This window comes from Mucilaginibacter sp. AK015, from assembly GCF_014200785.1.
GTDB lineage: Bacteria > Bacteroidota > Bacteroidia > Sphingobacteriales > Sphingobacteriaceae > Mucilaginibacter.
Map to the genome: position 1 here is coordinate 273,613 of NZ_JACHCV010000003.1, position 13,845 is coordinate 287,457.

Annotated in this window: 16 protein-coding genes; 9 read left to right on the plus strand and 7 right to left on the minus strand. The window is 45.9% G+C overall.

Features of this window, described 5'->3' with window-relative positions; all coding sequences use genetic code 11:
- Positions 1-43 precede the first annotated feature (43 nt).
- Both HDC91_RS13430 and HDC91_RS13435 read left to right on the plus strand, forming a co-directional pair.
- A complete protein-coding gene (locus tag HDC91_RS13430; protein ID WP_183552987.1) occupies positions 44-388 on the plus strand; it encodes a DUF5655 domain-containing protein in 345 nt (114 codons plus the stop codon).
- 4 nt (positions 389-392) lie between these two features.
- Positions 393-689 (plus strand): hypothetical protein, encoded by a 297-nt coding sequence (locus tag HDC91_RS13435; RefSeq protein WP_183552989.1) that lies wholly within the window; start codon positions 393-395, stop codon positions 687-689.
- A gap of 136 nt (positions 690-825) precedes the next feature.
- On the opposite strand, the gene HDC91_RS13440 is transcribed toward HDC91_RS13435, so the two are convergent.
- On the minus strand, positions 826-1,428 hold the full coding sequence (locus HDC91_RS13440; RefSeq protein ID WP_183552991.1) for an RNA polymerase sigma factor: 603 nt from the start codon (positions 1,426-1,428) through the stop codon (positions 826-828).
- 186 nt (positions 1,429-1,614) lie between these two features.
- Positions 1,615-2,487 (minus strand): toprim domain-containing protein, encoded by an 873-nt coding sequence (locus HDC91_RS13445; RefSeq protein WP_183552993.1) that lies wholly within the window; start codon positions 2,485-2,487, stop codon positions 1,615-1,617.
- Between the two features lie 255 nt (positions 2,488-2,742).
- On the opposite strand from HDC91_RS13445, the gene HDC91_RS13450 reads away from it, so the two are divergent.
- Entirely contained in the window at positions 2,743-3,570 is an 828-nt protein-coding gene (locus HDC91_RS13450) for a hypothetical protein (RefSeq protein WP_183552995.1), read from the plus strand.
- A gap of 7 nt (positions 3,571-3,577) precedes the next feature.
- On the opposite strand, the gene HDC91_RS13455 is transcribed toward HDC91_RS13450, so the two are convergent.
- Positions 3,578-4,759 carry a HEPN/Toprim-associated domain-containing protein gene (locus HDC91_RS13455; RefSeq protein ID WP_183552997.1) on the minus strand — a complete coding sequence of 394 codons (1,182 nt, stop codon included), beginning with the start codon at positions 4,757-4,759 and terminating at the stop codon, positions 3,578-3,580.
- 571 nt (positions 4,760-5,330) lie between these two features.
- Between HDC91_RS13455 and HDC91_RS13460 the strand changes: the two genes are divergently transcribed.
- Positions 5,331-6,113 (plus strand): HNH endonuclease, encoded by a 783-nt coding sequence (locus tag HDC91_RS13460; RefSeq protein WP_183552999.1) that lies wholly within the window; start codon positions 5,331-5,333, stop codon positions 6,111-6,113.
- An 8-nt stretch (positions 6,114-6,121) separates the two neighbouring features.
- Here the strand turns inward: HDC91_RS13460 and HDC91_RS13465 are convergent, their stop codons facing one another.
- From HDC91_RS13465 to HDC91_RS13475, 3 genes are all read right to left on the minus strand, one after another.
- A complete protein-coding gene (locus HDC91_RS13465) occupies positions 6,122-7,189 on the minus strand; it encodes a hypothetical protein (protein WP_183553001.1) in 1,068 nt (355 codons plus the stop codon).
- A 120-nt stretch (positions 7,190-7,309) separates the two neighbouring features.
- On the minus strand, positions 7,310-7,624 hold the full coding sequence (locus tag HDC91_RS13470; RefSeq protein WP_255476725.1) for a hypothetical protein: 315 nt from the start codon (positions 7,622-7,624) through the stop codon (positions 7,310-7,312).
- 47 nt (positions 7,625-7,671) lie between these two features.
- Positions 7,672-8,538 (minus strand): hypothetical protein, encoded by an 867-nt coding sequence (locus HDC91_RS13475; protein WP_183553003.1) that lies wholly within the window; start codon positions 8,536-8,538, stop codon positions 7,672-7,674.
- 129 nt (positions 8,539-8,667) lie between these two features.
- On the opposite strand from HDC91_RS13475, the gene HDC91_RS13480 reads away from it, so the two are divergent.
- From HDC91_RS13480 to HDC91_RS13495, 5 genes are all read left to right on the plus strand, one after another.
- Entirely contained in the window at positions 8,668-9,603 is a 936-nt protein-coding gene (locus tag HDC91_RS13480) for a toprim domain-containing protein (RefSeq protein WP_183553005.1), read from the plus strand.
- A 207-nt stretch (positions 9,604-9,810) separates the two neighbouring features.
- Positions 9,811-10,200 (plus strand): plasmid mobilization relaxosome protein MobC, encoded by a 390-nt coding sequence (locus HDC91_RS13485; RefSeq protein WP_183553007.1) that lies wholly within the window; start codon positions 9,811-9,813, stop codon positions 10,198-10,200.
- Positions 10,188-11,483 (plus strand): relaxase/mobilization nuclease domain-containing protein, encoded by a 1,296-nt coding sequence (locus HDC91_RS13490; RefSeq protein WP_183553015.1) that lies wholly within the window; start codon positions 10,188-10,190, stop codon positions 11,481-11,483. The genes HDC91_RS13485 and HDC91_RS13490 overlap by 13 nt, the downstream gene beginning before the upstream one ends.
- Positions 11,484-11,539: 56 nt before the next feature.
- Positions 11,540-12,172: a YWFCY domain-containing protein gene (locus HDC91_RS20195; RefSeq protein WP_370576837.1), complete on the plus strand. Its 633-nt coding sequence runs from the start codon at positions 11,540-11,542 to the stop codon at positions 12,170-12,172.
- Positions 12,173-12,204: 32 nt separating this feature from the next.
- Positions 12,205-13,530, plus strand: coding sequence for a type IV secretory system conjugative DNA transfer family protein (locus HDC91_RS13495; RefSeq protein ID WP_370576838.1), 1,326 nt, complete (start codon positions 12,205-12,207; stop codon positions 13,528-13,530).
- On the opposite strand, the gene HDC91_RS13500 is transcribed toward HDC91_RS13495, so the two are convergent.
- Complete coding sequence (locus HDC91_RS13500; RefSeq protein ID WP_183553017.1) at positions 13,527-13,802, minus strand: hypothetical protein; 276 nt, start codon at positions 13,800-13,802, stop codon at positions 13,527-13,529. The two genes, HDC91_RS13495 and HDC91_RS13500, sit on opposite strands and share 4 nt — an antisense overlap.
- Positions 13,803-13,845 lie beyond the last annotated feature (43 nt).

Below are 13,845 nucleotides of genomic sequence, written 5' to 3' on the forward strand. Positions count from 1 at the left end.
TAACTCCTTTTTATTAAGTTTGTGTAGTTGATTGTTCAATAGTATGGAATACACTGAATTAAACCACCTGGAAAACAGGGAACCTGTGGTGGCGGAGATCTATGAAAAACTGATCGAAGAGCTTCACAAGTTCGGCCCGGTGAAGATAGAACCTAAAAAGACCAGCATCCATTTGGGCAACCGTTTTGGGTTTGCCGGTGTTTATGCGCAAAAAAAAGCGATCAACCTGGAAGTACACCTGAACCACCGGTTAAATAGCACACGGGTCAGTAAAGTCGAGCAAGCTTCGGCGAACCGTTTCCATCATACGATCAAACTCAATGCACCTGGCGAAGTGGATGATGAGTTACTGGGTTGGTTGCGGGAAGCTTATGACCTGAAAAAGTAGTAACATGAACAATATTACAAAAGGCCTCATCGCCGGTATCATCTTTGGCATAGTATCTATCCTTCCCATGCTTGCCATGAAATTCGGGGACAAAACAGCTGCAATGACGGCATCCTTTATCAGCCGTTTCGCCATCGGCTTTATCATCTTTAACATGCAACTTCCTATGCATGGTTGGCTCAAAGGGGCTTTAATAGGAATTGTTTTGAGTTTACCGGATGCGTTGGTCACCAAAAAATACGCCCCGATAATCGGTCTTGGACTAATCGGTGGAATTGTCTGCGGCATCTTTGCTGGTTAGTAAAATCGTACCGTCTCATCAAACACGGAAAAAGTGTCTCATTAAAAAAGAAAATTCACAAAAGCGAGATGTATGAAAATGATTTCTTTCACAGCAATATACTGTGAAATCAAACATTTATAAGAATTCAGTATGCTTATTGCACTCGGTTTAGCCAAAGCAAGGTGGCCATCACGCTAAGTAACATAGTTGAAGTTAACCCTGCGCGCAGCCTTCGAAGAGCGACAACCAGGTGCTTTTTAACAGTGGCTTCTGAGATATTTACAACTTCAGCGATTTCCTTATTGCTCAGGTAGGATTTTTTACTTAACTCAAAAACCTCCCGCATTTTCGGTGGAAGCGCCGCAATTTCACGCTCAATAAGCTCAGTCATTTCTTTAGCCCGTATCGAGTCATCTGCCTGTGCTTCATTGCGGTCAAAATAGGCGCGCAGGGACTGCAAATATTTATGCTTTACCTGCTCCCTGTAAAATATATTGATTACACGGAACCGAATCGCCTGAAAGAGATAAGCGGCTAGAGTAGTGTGAAAAGTCAGCGTCCCCATTTTATCCAGAACGGAAGAAAAAATATCCTGGACAAGATCGGCCGCTTCATCATCGTTTTTCAGCATTCTCCTGGCATGATTGTATAAGGCCAGCCAGTAGCGGTTATAGACCTCTTCAAACGCGCGCTTATCGTACTGGTTGATTTTATCGACCAGTTCGGTATCTGTTAGCTGCGAGTAGTTGATGGTCATGATTTGCTAAACCAAAAATACTCAATCCTCTACAGATTTCAAATTATTATGATAAGCAGCATTCGTGTGCCCAGATTTCCGGATCACTTCTTTCCGTAGCTGAATAGGCATTTCCTTGTTCTAAGTCTTGTCGGTTTGAGCTAAAGTAGATAATAGCGCAAGTATGTTTCTATTAAGTATTGTTTGTCAGCGGTTGTCTTGCGACCACTTCTTCTTTCTTAGCACATCCGCTGCTTTGTCCACTGCCCATTCGTTGAGGTCGGCATGGGTTGCATACTGGAACCGTCGGTCTTCGTACCGCTTTCCGTCAGCGCTGATCGCTTCATGGGTATATTTTTCACCGGTAGGGTCATTATCCAGAAACAGAAATACCTTATCATGAAGTGCCAAAAAATCTTGTGTCTCTTTGCGGCGCATCAGGTGGGCACAGTGCAGGATTACGTAGTTACTGTGCGGCGGGTTATTTTTGTGCAGGGTCATAAAGGTGAGAAAATCAAAAAAGCCTTCAAAGACTCGCACCATTGTAGCGCAGTTATTGATCGTAGTGATCTGCTTGTTCTCAGCTGCCTTCATATAGGGGCTGCGGATCTCGAAGCGCCCGCTGTCGTTCCGGAAACCAATACCATAGTAATTCTTGCCCTTAATGTTAAAGTTCACTTCACGGCAATAATGGCTGGCTATCTCCAGGTCTATATTTCTCAACTGGAGATAACAAAGTAAGGCTGCTGATTGAAGCATGGAATCTTTAAATACCTTGACTTTTAGCGGTTCCGGCATTGGTTCCAGTCTTAGGTCGGCGCTGCGGATATAGGCTGCAGGCCTGATCTCCTGGTTATTCAGCTGTCTTACGGCTTCTTTGATGTCAATATTCCGGTACGCCATGATAAAGTCCAGAAATGATTTCCGCTTCAGTTCTATACCGAAATCAGTCCACTTATTCCTGGAGCGCTCGATCCGGAAAGAAGGATGGTTCTCGTCTCGCAATGGCGACAGGTAATAATGAAAATCACCTACAACGCGCACCGGGTTAATGCCAATACTTGCAAGGTAGGACACCATTTCAATGTCATTAAGTTCAGCACACCTCATATATTTTTCTTAGCAACCGTCGTCTGTTTGTGGCGTTTTCTGCCACAAAGTTAGGGAGTGAATCTAAATTAAAACAATCAATGTATATTTATAGCTGTCCTCGCTAATGGAACTTAACTGTATTGCGCGTTGAAACCAGGCATCGGCCGCTTAGTTTAACCGTTATGCAGCAGATAAGGCGTAGTATGCTGTGGCTTATCGTAAATCATTAATTTAAAAATGTATATGGAGGCACCGTTCGGCACCGAAAATCTTGACCTTGACTTGAAAGGCCGTTTACAAAGTTATCTGCCTGTGCTATTTGATTTTCTTAGCGTCCGGGATTTTGACTCTGCGCAATGGCTTAAATTGGAAAGTAATTTTAAACAGCGCTATTTGCAGCGAAAAGCTGATTTTGAAGCAAATAACAACTACTTACTGGTTAAACGCAACTTCTTTGATCTGATCACTGGTAAGCTTCGTGACGAGCGGGCTGCAGTTATTTTTTTTGATTTGGTAAAAAAACTGCTGGAAGAGCTGGCAGACCGGTTTACCGGCGAAGAAAAGAAGCAGGTCATCCCAACGCTGTATAATTTAATGATCGCTGACGATGAGAAGTTCCTGAATTTCCTGGGCGAGCTACTGGTATTGAATGCGGTGACTAAAGGCGGCAATTTCCGCCTGATAGAAGTAGAGTCGACAATTGTCGGCGATCTCTCAGCTGATTTTTTGTTCGAGCGAACAAGTGACGGCGGCAAGGAACTGATCGAAGTGACTAATATTCATATCGATGAAAAAAACACCCGGTTGGACGAACGCTTATCCAGCCAGTATGCCCGGAAGTTTCAGAAGAAAACAAGAGGTGCGGCAATTTTTAATAAATTTCTTCTGGTCCCAGTAATCTGGGCACCATATACCGATTTACGAAGGATACTAGACCTATATCAAGGCGGTACTATGGCACAAAACCCCGAAGTTTTGGAACCAGTGGCCTATATCGCCTTAACCATGCCCGATGGCGGCATAGTTTATCAGTTTGGCAGCCTGTCTACCTTGCTGCGGCAACCAGCCTGATCTGTCGTCAGTCTACGATCTTACTGATCAGGAAATCTAAGAGTTTTTTAAGCCGCGTAAAATTATAATTGGCGTGATCGCCAGCCCTTAGGTCCATAAATTTGTCAAAATACTTCTCCTTGTTTTCCAGTGCTCCCTGGTATTCCTTGGCCATGCTGTTAAAGCTAGACCAGCGGACAAAGGGCTTGTCCTGAATTTTGTAGGCATGGTCGAGGTACATCTCAATGGCTACAGCCCTTTTATTGACGTCCTGTATCGCTGTGCCAGTTGGACCAAGCGTTTCAAAGCTGCTAAACTCCGGCATATCGGGCATAGCGAATTTCTTAAAATTGACCGGATGAGCTACACCTTGCAGTTTTTGCAGGTTGCCGTGTCCTTCCGAATCGTTATCAAAAAGAAAAATGATCGGACGGCTGGTACCTACCTTGCATAAGCCTTTAAAAAACTTGGATAGCTCACCTGCGCTACCGAAGGGATAATTATCTTTCATGTCGATGAAGTCAAAAAAGTCGGCGACGTTCGGCTTTAATATTTCTATCGCTTTCTTGATGACCAGCCCGTCCGTGGAGCCTTCGGTGACGATCAGGAACTTTTGATTGATTTCTAAGCCATCACCAAGCGGTTCCACGCGCCGCCATTGAACTGGCAAATGTGCATTTTTGGGGTTATGGGCAATCGCGGCCAGCAGGATGTAAGGATCGATTTGCTCGAAGACATAGGGTTCCACTCCTTTAAATTTGTCCAGATATTGCTTTAGCGGATCGAATTGCGGCAAGGTCAGGATGCGCCGGGTGAATAATTCGCCCAGATCAGCGTCACCTTCATGTTCTACCCAATCGATTTGATCGACATCGATAGCGGCAAGCATATCAATAATTTTCTTTGCGCTAAGCTGTTTAAGGGCTTTCGTTTCATAGGGAAAGGTCAGAAAATAGTCTTCCAGCTTGGTGGGCAGCTTGGCAAAGGAATAGCCCAAAAGGTCAAGCCGCTCGCGTACGGCTTCCATGGATTTACTGTAGCCGGGCGCGGGCTTGCTGATTATAGTTCCATCTTTATCATCAAAGTAGTAGGGTATATCAATCTTATCATTCGCGCTGAACAGCACGGAATGATCCTGGCGGCCAATGGCGTTTCGCAGCCATTCGATCTCCAGCTTTCCTACGCCTAATGCTAAATATTCGTCTTCCATCGCTGAGCTTTTGAGGACGCAAAGGTAGGCAATTAAGGAGCTTTAAATCGTCTGGCCTTTAATAAAACAGGCGAGCAGCAGTAAATGATACAGCTACGGATACCTTTTGCAATTAAACAAATATCGCCGCAACGCTATAAAAGTTATGGCAGACATTTTTATCAGGCTTTACTTTGCGCAAATTCAGGTATCTAAAGGGATGATGATACTGTTTTGTAAATAAATATTTCAGTGAAACTGCAAACAATCGTTGTGTAGAATGCCTAGCCCCGGCTACACAGAAAAGCTAATTGAACTATTTTCAATTCATAGCTCGGATGCCGTTAAGCCGGTTCACCGCTATTCCGCGCGCTCCGCGCACCCCATACCGGCTCACCCGCTTAACGGTAGAAGCAACAGCCGCCGTGTGGTTACGCTTCGCCGGCGCAGGCGGCTAAAGCCATCTCTGCGCCGACCAACACAGCGGCAGTTGCTGTTTAATTTTTATTGAGCTAAGTTAAAATGATCTCAATCCGGAGCTTACTCTCCAAAGGTATGTTTGTTTTGTCCTGAAAAATTATTATCTTATTGTATGGAATGTATTTTTTGCGGCAAGGAAAACACAGCTAAATCTATTGAGCACATTGTATCGGAATCATTAGGCAATACGGTGTACCTGATGGAGCGGAGCCGCGTTTGTGATGAGTGTAACCGCCGTTTTGGGAAGTTCGAGCGGGAGGCGCTGAGCAGCACTATCTTTTTGATGGAGCGAGCGCGAATGGGCATTCCTAACAAGAAAGGTAATGCTGCGCAAGGTCAGCTGGGTGGCTTCGGCATTCAGGGGAATAAAGACCTGGTTAAAAATCTGGTTACGCTTACTGGTTTGAAAGAAGAGGATATTGTTGACTGGAAACCTGAAAGCCAAACGTTCACACTCAAGCTGCCAACATTTGAAAAAAACGAAGTGGCAGTTTCCAAAACTTTATTGAAGATCGGCTTGGAGGCATTATTTACCTCAAAAAAGCAAGTCTATAAAAAGTATGATTTTAAAGAGCTTCGGCAGTTTTTGGATAATACCAATCAGGCGGAATGGCCACTCGTGGTATCGGCTCCGGCGCATGGTAAATTCGAAAGTATCCCCATCAATTACCATAAGTTTGAGCTGGCTAAAACCCGTTGCCACTTGCTTTACCAGGAAGCGGATCAGCAGACACTTTTGTTCAGGTTCAGTTATGGCGGTATCGCTATGACTATTAATTTATTGGGGCGAGATTTAAATTGGCTGGAGCATTACCAGGCCCCAGCCGGCCATGAAACCATTTACCCTGCACATTTCCGGGCAAAGCTTACTAGGCTTTTGGCACAGCGGGACTAATACTTAAATTAATACTCGATTTTCAGATAGCTGATAGGCATTTTCACCTGGTCAAAAATAAAATCGACGATCTCCTGCTCATTATCAAAACCGGCGTTGGCACCAGCGATAATCAGTTCTATTTTTTTTTGATAGCGCTCTCTGGCACGGAAAGCATAGCCGAGTATCTGGCCAAGGCCATTAATGATACAGCCAGAGGCATAGCGGTCGCTTTTGATCTCATATAGGATGATTTTTTGAGGTAGCTCCACTAAGATGTCCACCCAATCGAGTTCCATATTAACGCAACCTTTCCCATACTTATCGCATAGCTGTTCATATAAAGCAGTTTGTATTTCATTATGAAACTGACTGGCGGTATATGCTTCATGTCCCCTTCGATTTTGCGGGCCGGTACCTTTGCGGGTTACGCCCCGTCTGCCACTAGCCGGCCTTCTTGGTTTTTTTACTTTATCAATCTTTATCCGGTGTTCGGTATACAGATCACGCATATACTCCACGACCGTTTTATCAAATGGCTTCCGTGCCATCAAAAATTGCTGCATTTGATAATAGGGTGTATGGTAGCTGGCATTCATCCCCATTCGGTTAACGATCTGTATCAAATTCAACTTGGAAAAGATGGGGATCAGCCGGTTGTCAGAGTAAAGGAATGCAATTTTCCAGCGAAACATTGATCTTAGCCTGAAGTGCTCTATGGCTTCAAAATCCCCTGTGGCCGCCAGGTTTGCGATTTGCTGTACTTCGCTGATCACCTGCTCAAAAGCTATATGTGCATTGAGGCTTTGGTCGTTGTAATGACGAACCCATGTATAATTATCGTCTGATTTGGTGCCCTTTGGTTTTTTGTCCTTATTCAGCCGCTTATAAATTCCAAATTTAGTCGAATTACTTCCTTTGATGCTTCCTAATGCCCGCGTTTTTGTTTCTACGTACTGGCAAAATGTTTCTTTGTCCCCCGTGTCATTATATTGCCGTAATGTAATGCCGGCTAACCGATCTATCGGCCATTCGGTCAGGAATTTTTGCAGCATTTCTTCGTCCTCAAAACGCGAGCTTACTTTTTCAAATTTCATATTTGTGATGATTAAGGTTAATATATGACAGCAAGGAGCAAAAGTTTTAAAATTAGTTAAACTTTGCTCATTAAAAATGGCCTGCCGTTTCGGGCAGGCCATAAAATAGCTACTGATATTTCATTTGGATTGAAGCCCTTTCATTTTTTCGCTAAGTTCCGTTAACCCAGCCTTCTTTAAGCAGTCATCGGCAAAGGTCTTCAATTCCCCGAGGTGATCCGGTGGCACCAAGGCCAATAATTCCTGCGCTTGCCCGCCTTCCTTACTAAGACCGCTCTCGATTACACTGCTCAAAAGTAAAACCGCTTTGCGGCTGACTTTGATATCGATCTTAACCGCTTCATTCATCCCCGGACTGCATAATAAGGTCTCATAGACCTTACCTAAAACATTCATCGCCATACACTCTTCTTTAATGATTAATAATGGATGCAAAGGTATGCGGCCGTTGTGAAACAATCCTCATTAAAATATGGGGAGGGTCAATCGCCGCTTGCTTTACGGTCGAAATAATCTTTGATCTCTTTATGAAATGGTGAAAAATAGCGCATACGAACTTGTAAATCCTGTTCGTTAACCTCAAAATCGCCGCGATGCATTTCCAGTCCACGATAAATGTAAACATATTCAAATTCATCATTTTCGTCTATCTCATATTCTATCACTCCACGTATAACAAAGTTCTTCGGATCTTCTTTATCAAAAAGACCGAACTGCATATAGCCGCCCACATCAGGTATATCATCCCTGCAAATATCCCGTAGCACACGCAGTATTTCCGATGAAGTGTTCAGATCTTCTTCCTCTATCTTTTCAATCGCGCGATCCTGTCCTGACCCCATATAAAATATTTCCTCCGGATCTGCTAATACACGGTCAATAGAGGGTTCAAATTCTCCCGGAGCATCGCCTGTATATAATTTTAAATTATAAGCTGCCACCTCTTTTAAAAGAGGACAATAACCTGCAATTAAAAATTCTGTTTCCGGGTCCCAATCATAGCCTTCTTTGAATTCCCTGCTTACCCTTGTAAACAGCTTGGCGATAAATTTTACAATATTTTCCAGCGATAATTCCGTGACTCCCGGCAAAAACTGAAGATGCTTTAACATCTCGGCAAAATGATCGCGGATAATAACCGAGCTGAACGTCCGGCCGCTAAAACAAAACCCCAGCGTCTGCTCGTAAGCGAATTCGCTTTTACCGTCCTGATCTACGGGTGTTTCAATTTTGACAGGCAGATCCATGACCTTGATCAGGGTATCAATATACTCGTCAGCATGGCCTCCCCGTGAATCGGATGCGATATTTATTCTGCCATTTTGAGTCCAGGCTAGGCAAAGTGTCATAATAATAGTTTTGATAAAGATAATTAGTAGCTGGCAAATACATCTCGATCCTCATCAAAATATGGGGAGGATAGGTAAATATGAAATAGCCGTTTTACTTTTGGGCTCTGAATGTGAAAGGGATGTGTGATGGAGGAATTTGGAAAGACAGGATTTTCGTTGGGCCTGATCAGGGGAATGGATATGGTGGCGTACCTGGAACGGCTGGGCCATGTGCCGGTGGCGATCAAAAAAAACGGGACAGATTACTGGTATTTATCACCGCTGCGAAATGAAAGAGACGCCAGTTTTCATATTAATTTATTAACCAATGAATGGTATGACTTCGCGCTGGCTGCGGGCGGTAACCCATTGGACTTTTGCCTGCGCTATTACGGCTATTCGATCCAGGAATTACTGGTGAAATTTAGTGATGATAGCACTGCCCATCAAGTGCCTGTTTTTGACGCTGGCTTATATGAATGGCGGCCGGGCACCAATAGTAAAGTGTTGGTTACCGGTGTCCGGCCATTGTACGCTTACCCGCTCAAAAACTATCTACACGAGCGCTCGATCCCAGTGGCGGTAGCGGATGGTTTTTGTTCGGAGATCGCCTACCAGATCGGCAGCCATTCCTACTACGGCATCGGTTTTAAAAATGATGCAGGCGGCTATGAGATCCGCAACAAAAACTACAAGCAGAGCAGTTCGCCGAAAGATATTACAACGCTGAGTTTTGGCGCCCGTTCTGTAGATGTTTTCGAGGGCTTTTTCGATTTCCTTTCCTGGCAGACTTTGCATCCTTATGTGGAACCTGGCAGTACTGATTTCGTGGTGCTGAACGGTGCTGGCTTATTTGACCGGGCGCTACCTTTTCTGGAGCAGCATGAGACCGTCCAGCTTTGGCTGGACCGGGATGTGACGGGTATGGCTTATACGCAATACGCCTTATCGCTGGGTTCGCGGTACCGGGATAAAAGCGAGTTTTATTGCCAGCATAAGGATTTAAACGACTGGCTGGTACACAAGGGCGAAGTGCCAAAGTCGCAGCTGAAGCCGGCATTAGGATTACGGCCGGCGGGCTGAAATATCGATGTTTATTAGTTATGTTTTTCCCCTCATCAGCATGGGGGTTAGATTGCCTTGTGCGCAATCGGCCAGATGTACAGTTGTTTAACAACAACTGAAATCTGGCCGCCCCCTCCGAAGTCGGGGGCGGTTGGGTCAGTGCAGGCTTGTGGTAGAGGCTGGATATTTTGAGGTATTATGATTTGACTTTGATAGGGATAAGTGATGGAGGAAAAGAAAACGGGCCGGGTCAGGCTTATCGGCCTGCGGCTAACGGGTGATGAATATACCTTATTAGACAACTGCTGGAAAAAAAGCACGGCGGGCAAACTGAGCGAGTATGTGCGGCGGGTGCTGTTTGGCAAGACGATGACAGTCTATACCCGCAACCAATCGCTGGATGATTTGATAGCGGAAATGATCCTGCTGCGAAAGGAACTGAACGCCATCGGCGTGAATTTTAACCAGGCGGTTCACCGCCTGCATACGCTGGATCATTTGCCGCAATTGCAGGGATGGTTGCGGCGGTTCGAGCAGGATAAGGACGTGTTTTTTAGCAAGGCCGAAGAGATCAGGTTAAAGATCAATTCCATCAGTGCGCAATGGTTGCAGTAATGCATTCGTCGAGCAGTTTACGCAACTGCTTAAACTATAATGAGCAGAAGGTAAAGACCGGCCATGCAAAGTGCCTGGAGGCGGGCTATTACCCGATGGATGCGGCAGATATGAGCGTTTACCAGAAGCTGGCACGGCTCGAAAAGCTAACCGAATTGAACCAGCGGACCAGGGTTAACAGCGTTCATTTTTCTTTGAATTTTCATCCTTCAGAAAACCCGTCGGAGGAGTTGCTGAAGGAAATATCTGCGGTGTTTTTGGAGAAGATCGGCTTTGCCGGGCAGCCTTATTTATTGTACCAGCATTTCGATGCGGGACACCCGCATATCCATCTGGTAACGACGAATATTAAACCGGATGGGAAAGCGATCAACCTGAACAACATGGGCCGGAACCAGGCACAGGTCGCCCGTAAGGAAATCGAAATCGCCTACGGTTTGATACAAGCGGACAAGCAGCAGGAACGGGAAGTTAATCACCTCAAACCGGTCAATGTCCAGCGGGCTTTATACGGTAAAATGGAAACAAAACGGGCGATTGCAGGAGTGCTTAATACAGTGATTAAAAATTACAAATTCAGCTCCCTTCCCCAATTAAATGCGGTGCTGGGTTTATACCATATTACGGCCGATACCGGTAGCGAAGGTTCGCGCATCAGGGCGCATGATGGCCTGGTTTACCGGGTGCTGGACGAGCGGGGGAATAAGGTAGGTGTACCGATCAAGGCGAGTGACTTTTTTGACAGGCCGACACTGAAAAAATTGCAGGAAAAGTTTGTGCAGAAGGAAACGGAGAAGTCGCCTGAACACCGGTCCAGGATAAAGACTGCGGTGGATCTGGCGTTGCTGCGCGGTGGAACGGACCTGCCTGGTTTAGCAGAAGCTCTAAAAAAATCGGGGATAGATCTCGTCATCCGTCAGAATGCAGATGGATTGATCTATGGGATTACTTACGTGGACCACGTCAAGAAGACTGTTTTTAATGGCAGCGAATTGGGTAAGGATTACAGTGCCAAAGCCGTGTTGGAACGCTGTGCAAAAACGGCGGCCGATGAGGGGAAAAAGCAAAACGGGGAAGCGGAAAAATTGGGGCAAGGCAGGGCGGTCAAACATGGGTGGCAAAGCGTAAACACGGCTCAAAATTTTACTAGCGAGGGAAAGAATATAATGGTGCCGGGTGTCGTCGAAACGCTGCTGGAACCGGGTGAACAGCCGGATGTGATGGACTGGCAGTTGAAGCGAAAGAAACGAAAAAAGAAGCGGCAGTATTTGCCGCCAGTATAGGTGCGCGAGGCATAAATGTGTAAGGATTGTGTAATTGATTTAGGGAGGAGGATAAGATGCAGACGGGAGAAAATGATCAGGCGATGCGCAAGATTCTGGATATGACCAGGGTGATCAGTATGGTGGTTTTAGGGCTTCATTTTTATGAAGTGTGTTATGGGGCTTTTGTCGGCTGGCACTGGGTGTCGCCGCTGACGGACAGGCTGCTGAGAAACATCGTGCGAACGGGTTTATTCAGCAATTTTTATAAGGCAAAGCTAATCGCTTTAGGCTTTCTCGCCATTGCGCTGATCGGAGTGAAGGGGAAGAAAGATGACAAGCAGCATTATAAAACGGCCTTGCTTTACATGGTGGTGGGTTTATTGCTGTTCTTCATCAGCTATTTGGTATTGCTTATGGGGGGAAAGGTGCAGCTGGTAGCTTCCCTGTACATGGGTGTTACCGGATTAGGCTACCTGTTGTTCTTGAGCGGCGGCACGATGGTTTCCCGGATCATCCGCGATAAGTTAAGCGGCGATATTTTTAACCGTGATCAGGAGACGTTCCCGCAGGAGGAGCGCCTGGTCGAAAACGAGTATTCAGTGAACCTGCCGGCGCGTTATGTGCTGAAGGGCAAGGTTCGTAATTCTTACATCAACTATATCAATATGTTCCGGGCGCTCCTTGTATTGGGATCGCCCGGATCGTAAGGTCGGGCAAAAGCTATTTTATTATCCGGCATGTGATCACGCAGCATATCCGGAAGGGATTTGCCATGTTCGTCTATGACTTTAAAATGCCGGATCTGGCGGTCATTGCTTACAATACCTGGCTGAAATATAAGGGCAACTACAAGGTCGCGCCCAAGTTCTTTTCGATCAATTTTGATGACTTATCGCGGAGCAGTCGCTGTAACCCTTTAGACCCATCGGCCATGCTTGACCTGACGGATGCAGTGGAATCAGCGCGGACAATTCTATTGGGGTTGAACCGTGAATGGATCAAGCGGCAGGGTGATTTCTTTGTGGAAAGCCCGATCAACTTTTTAACGGCGATCATCTGGTACCTGCGCAAGTATAAAGACGGTGAGTTTTGTACGCTGCCGCATGTGATCGAGCTAATGCAGGTGGAGTATGATAAATTATTTACCATCCTGCGCACGGAGCAGGAAATTGACGTGCTGATCAACCCATTTGTAAGCGCCTTTATGCGGGATGCGGTGGAGCAGCTGGAGGGGCAGATCGCCTCGGCCAAGATCACGATGGCACGCATCGCTTCGCCGCAATTGTACTATGTGCTATCAGGTAACGAGTTTACACTGGACATTAATGATCCAGCAGCACCGAAGATCGTTTGCATGGGCAACAACCCTCAGAAGATACAGATCTATGGCGCGGTGTTATCGCTGTTCACCAACCGGCTATTGAAGATCATCAATCAGAAAAATAAATTGAAGTGCAGCCTGGTGTTTGATGAGTTTCCAACGCTCACGACGGATATCATACCCACCATTAGTACTGGCCGTAGTAATTTAATTTCTACCTGTTTGGGGATACAGGATGCCAGCCAGCTGCGTAAGGATTATGGCAAAGAGCAAGCCGATGTAATCATGAATATTACCGGTAATATGGCAGTCGGCCAGGTGTCCGGCGACACAGCTAAGTATGTATCGGAAAAGATTGGCCGGATCATGCAGGACCGCGAAAGCTTATCCATTAACCGGACTGATACTTCCATTAGCCGTTCGAAGCAGCTAGAAGCTGCGGTGCCGGCCTCCCGCATTTCAGCTTTGAGTTCCGGCGAGTTTGTGGGTATGGTTGCCGATAACCCCGACGAGAAGATCGAATTAAAGGCTTTTCATTGCGAGATCATTAATGACCATGAGGCACTAAAAAAAGAGATTGATGGCTACCAGGAACTGCCGGTAGTGCGGCAGATCAATAGTGGGATTGTGCAGCGGAATTATTTACAGATCAAGCAGGATGTGCAGGAGATTATTCAGCTGGAGTATGAGCGCCTGCTCAGCGATCCCTCGCTTTCGCATCTTATTATAAAGAAGCAATCCTAGCTGCGCTGGTTCCAGGAATCGACATAAGCCGCGATGTCTTCAGCTATAACGGTAAGGTCTTTCTTTTGGACAGCAACCTGCGAGGCCAGCTGCGGGGTGGATATATTTCGCTGAAGATCTTTTAAGCTCACGATATAGATGTCATCCTCATCGCTAAAAGGACTAGGGTCTTCTGCAATGATAAATACTTCCTGCGGATCCTCATCTTCCAGCGGACATGCTATTCTGCATATCTGGCCGGCGCGGCTGGGAGTAATTGCGTGCTGCTTCATGCTCAAATGTACAGAAAAGCAGGCGGTATATTGGCAGACTATG

Excerpts from the sequence above, each read along its gene's own strand:
- HDC91_RS13440 (WP_183552991.1), bottom strand. The coding sequence starts at position 1,428 with ATGACCATCAACTACTCGCAGCTAACAGATACCGAACTGGTCGATAAA.
- HDC91_RS13480 (WP_183553005.1), top strand. The coding sequence starts at position 8,668 with ATGGAGGAATTTGGAAAGACAGGATTTTCGTTGGGCCTGATCAGGGGA.
- HDC91_RS13500 (WP_183553017.1), bottom strand. The coding sequence starts at position 13,802 with ATGAAGCAGCACGCAATTACTCCCAGCCGCGCCGGCCAGATATGCAGA.
- HDC91_RS13450 (WP_183552995.1), top strand. The coding sequence starts at position 2,743 with ATGGAGGCACCGTTCGGCACCGAAAATCTTGACCTTGACTTGAAAGGC.
- HDC91_RS13430 (WP_183552987.1), top strand. The coding sequence starts at position 44 with ATGGAATACACTGAATTAAACCACCTGGAAAACAGGGAACCTGTGGTG.
- HDC91_RS13435 (WP_183552989.1), top strand. The coding sequence starts at position 393 with ATGAACAATATTACAAAAGGCCTCATCGCCGGTATCATCTTTGGCATA.
- HDC91_RS13475 (WP_183553003.1), bottom strand. The coding sequence starts at position 8,538 with ATGACACTTTGCCTAGCCTGGACTCAAAATGGCAGAATAAATATCGCA.
- HDC91_RS13485 (WP_183553007.1), top strand. The coding sequence starts at position 9,811 with ATGGAGGAAAAGAAAACGGGCCGGGTCAGGCTTATCGGCCTGCGGCTA.
- HDC91_RS13445 (WP_183552993.1), bottom strand. The coding sequence starts at position 2,487 with ATGGTGTCCTACCTTGCAAGTATTGGCATTAACCCGGTGCGCGTTGTA.
- HDC91_RS13490 (WP_183553015.1), top strand. The coding sequence starts at position 10,188 with ATGGTTGCAGTAATGCATTCGTCGAGCAGTTTACGCAACTGCTTAAAC.
- HDC91_RS13455 (WP_183552997.1), bottom strand. The coding sequence starts at position 4,759 with ATGGAAGACGAATATTTAGCATTAGGCGTAGGAAAGCTGGAGATCGAA.
- HDC91_RS13460 (WP_183552999.1), top strand. The coding sequence starts at position 5,331 with ATGGAATGTATTTTTTGCGGCAAGGAAAACACAGCTAAATCTATTGAG.
- HDC91_RS13465 (WP_183553001.1), bottom strand. The coding sequence starts at position 7,189 with ATGAAATTTGAAAAAGTAAGCTCGCGTTTTGAGGACGAAGAAATGCTG.
- HDC91_RS20195 (WP_370576837.1), top strand. The coding sequence starts at position 11,540 with ATGCAGACGGGAGAAAATGATCAGGCGATGCGCAAGATTCTGGATATG.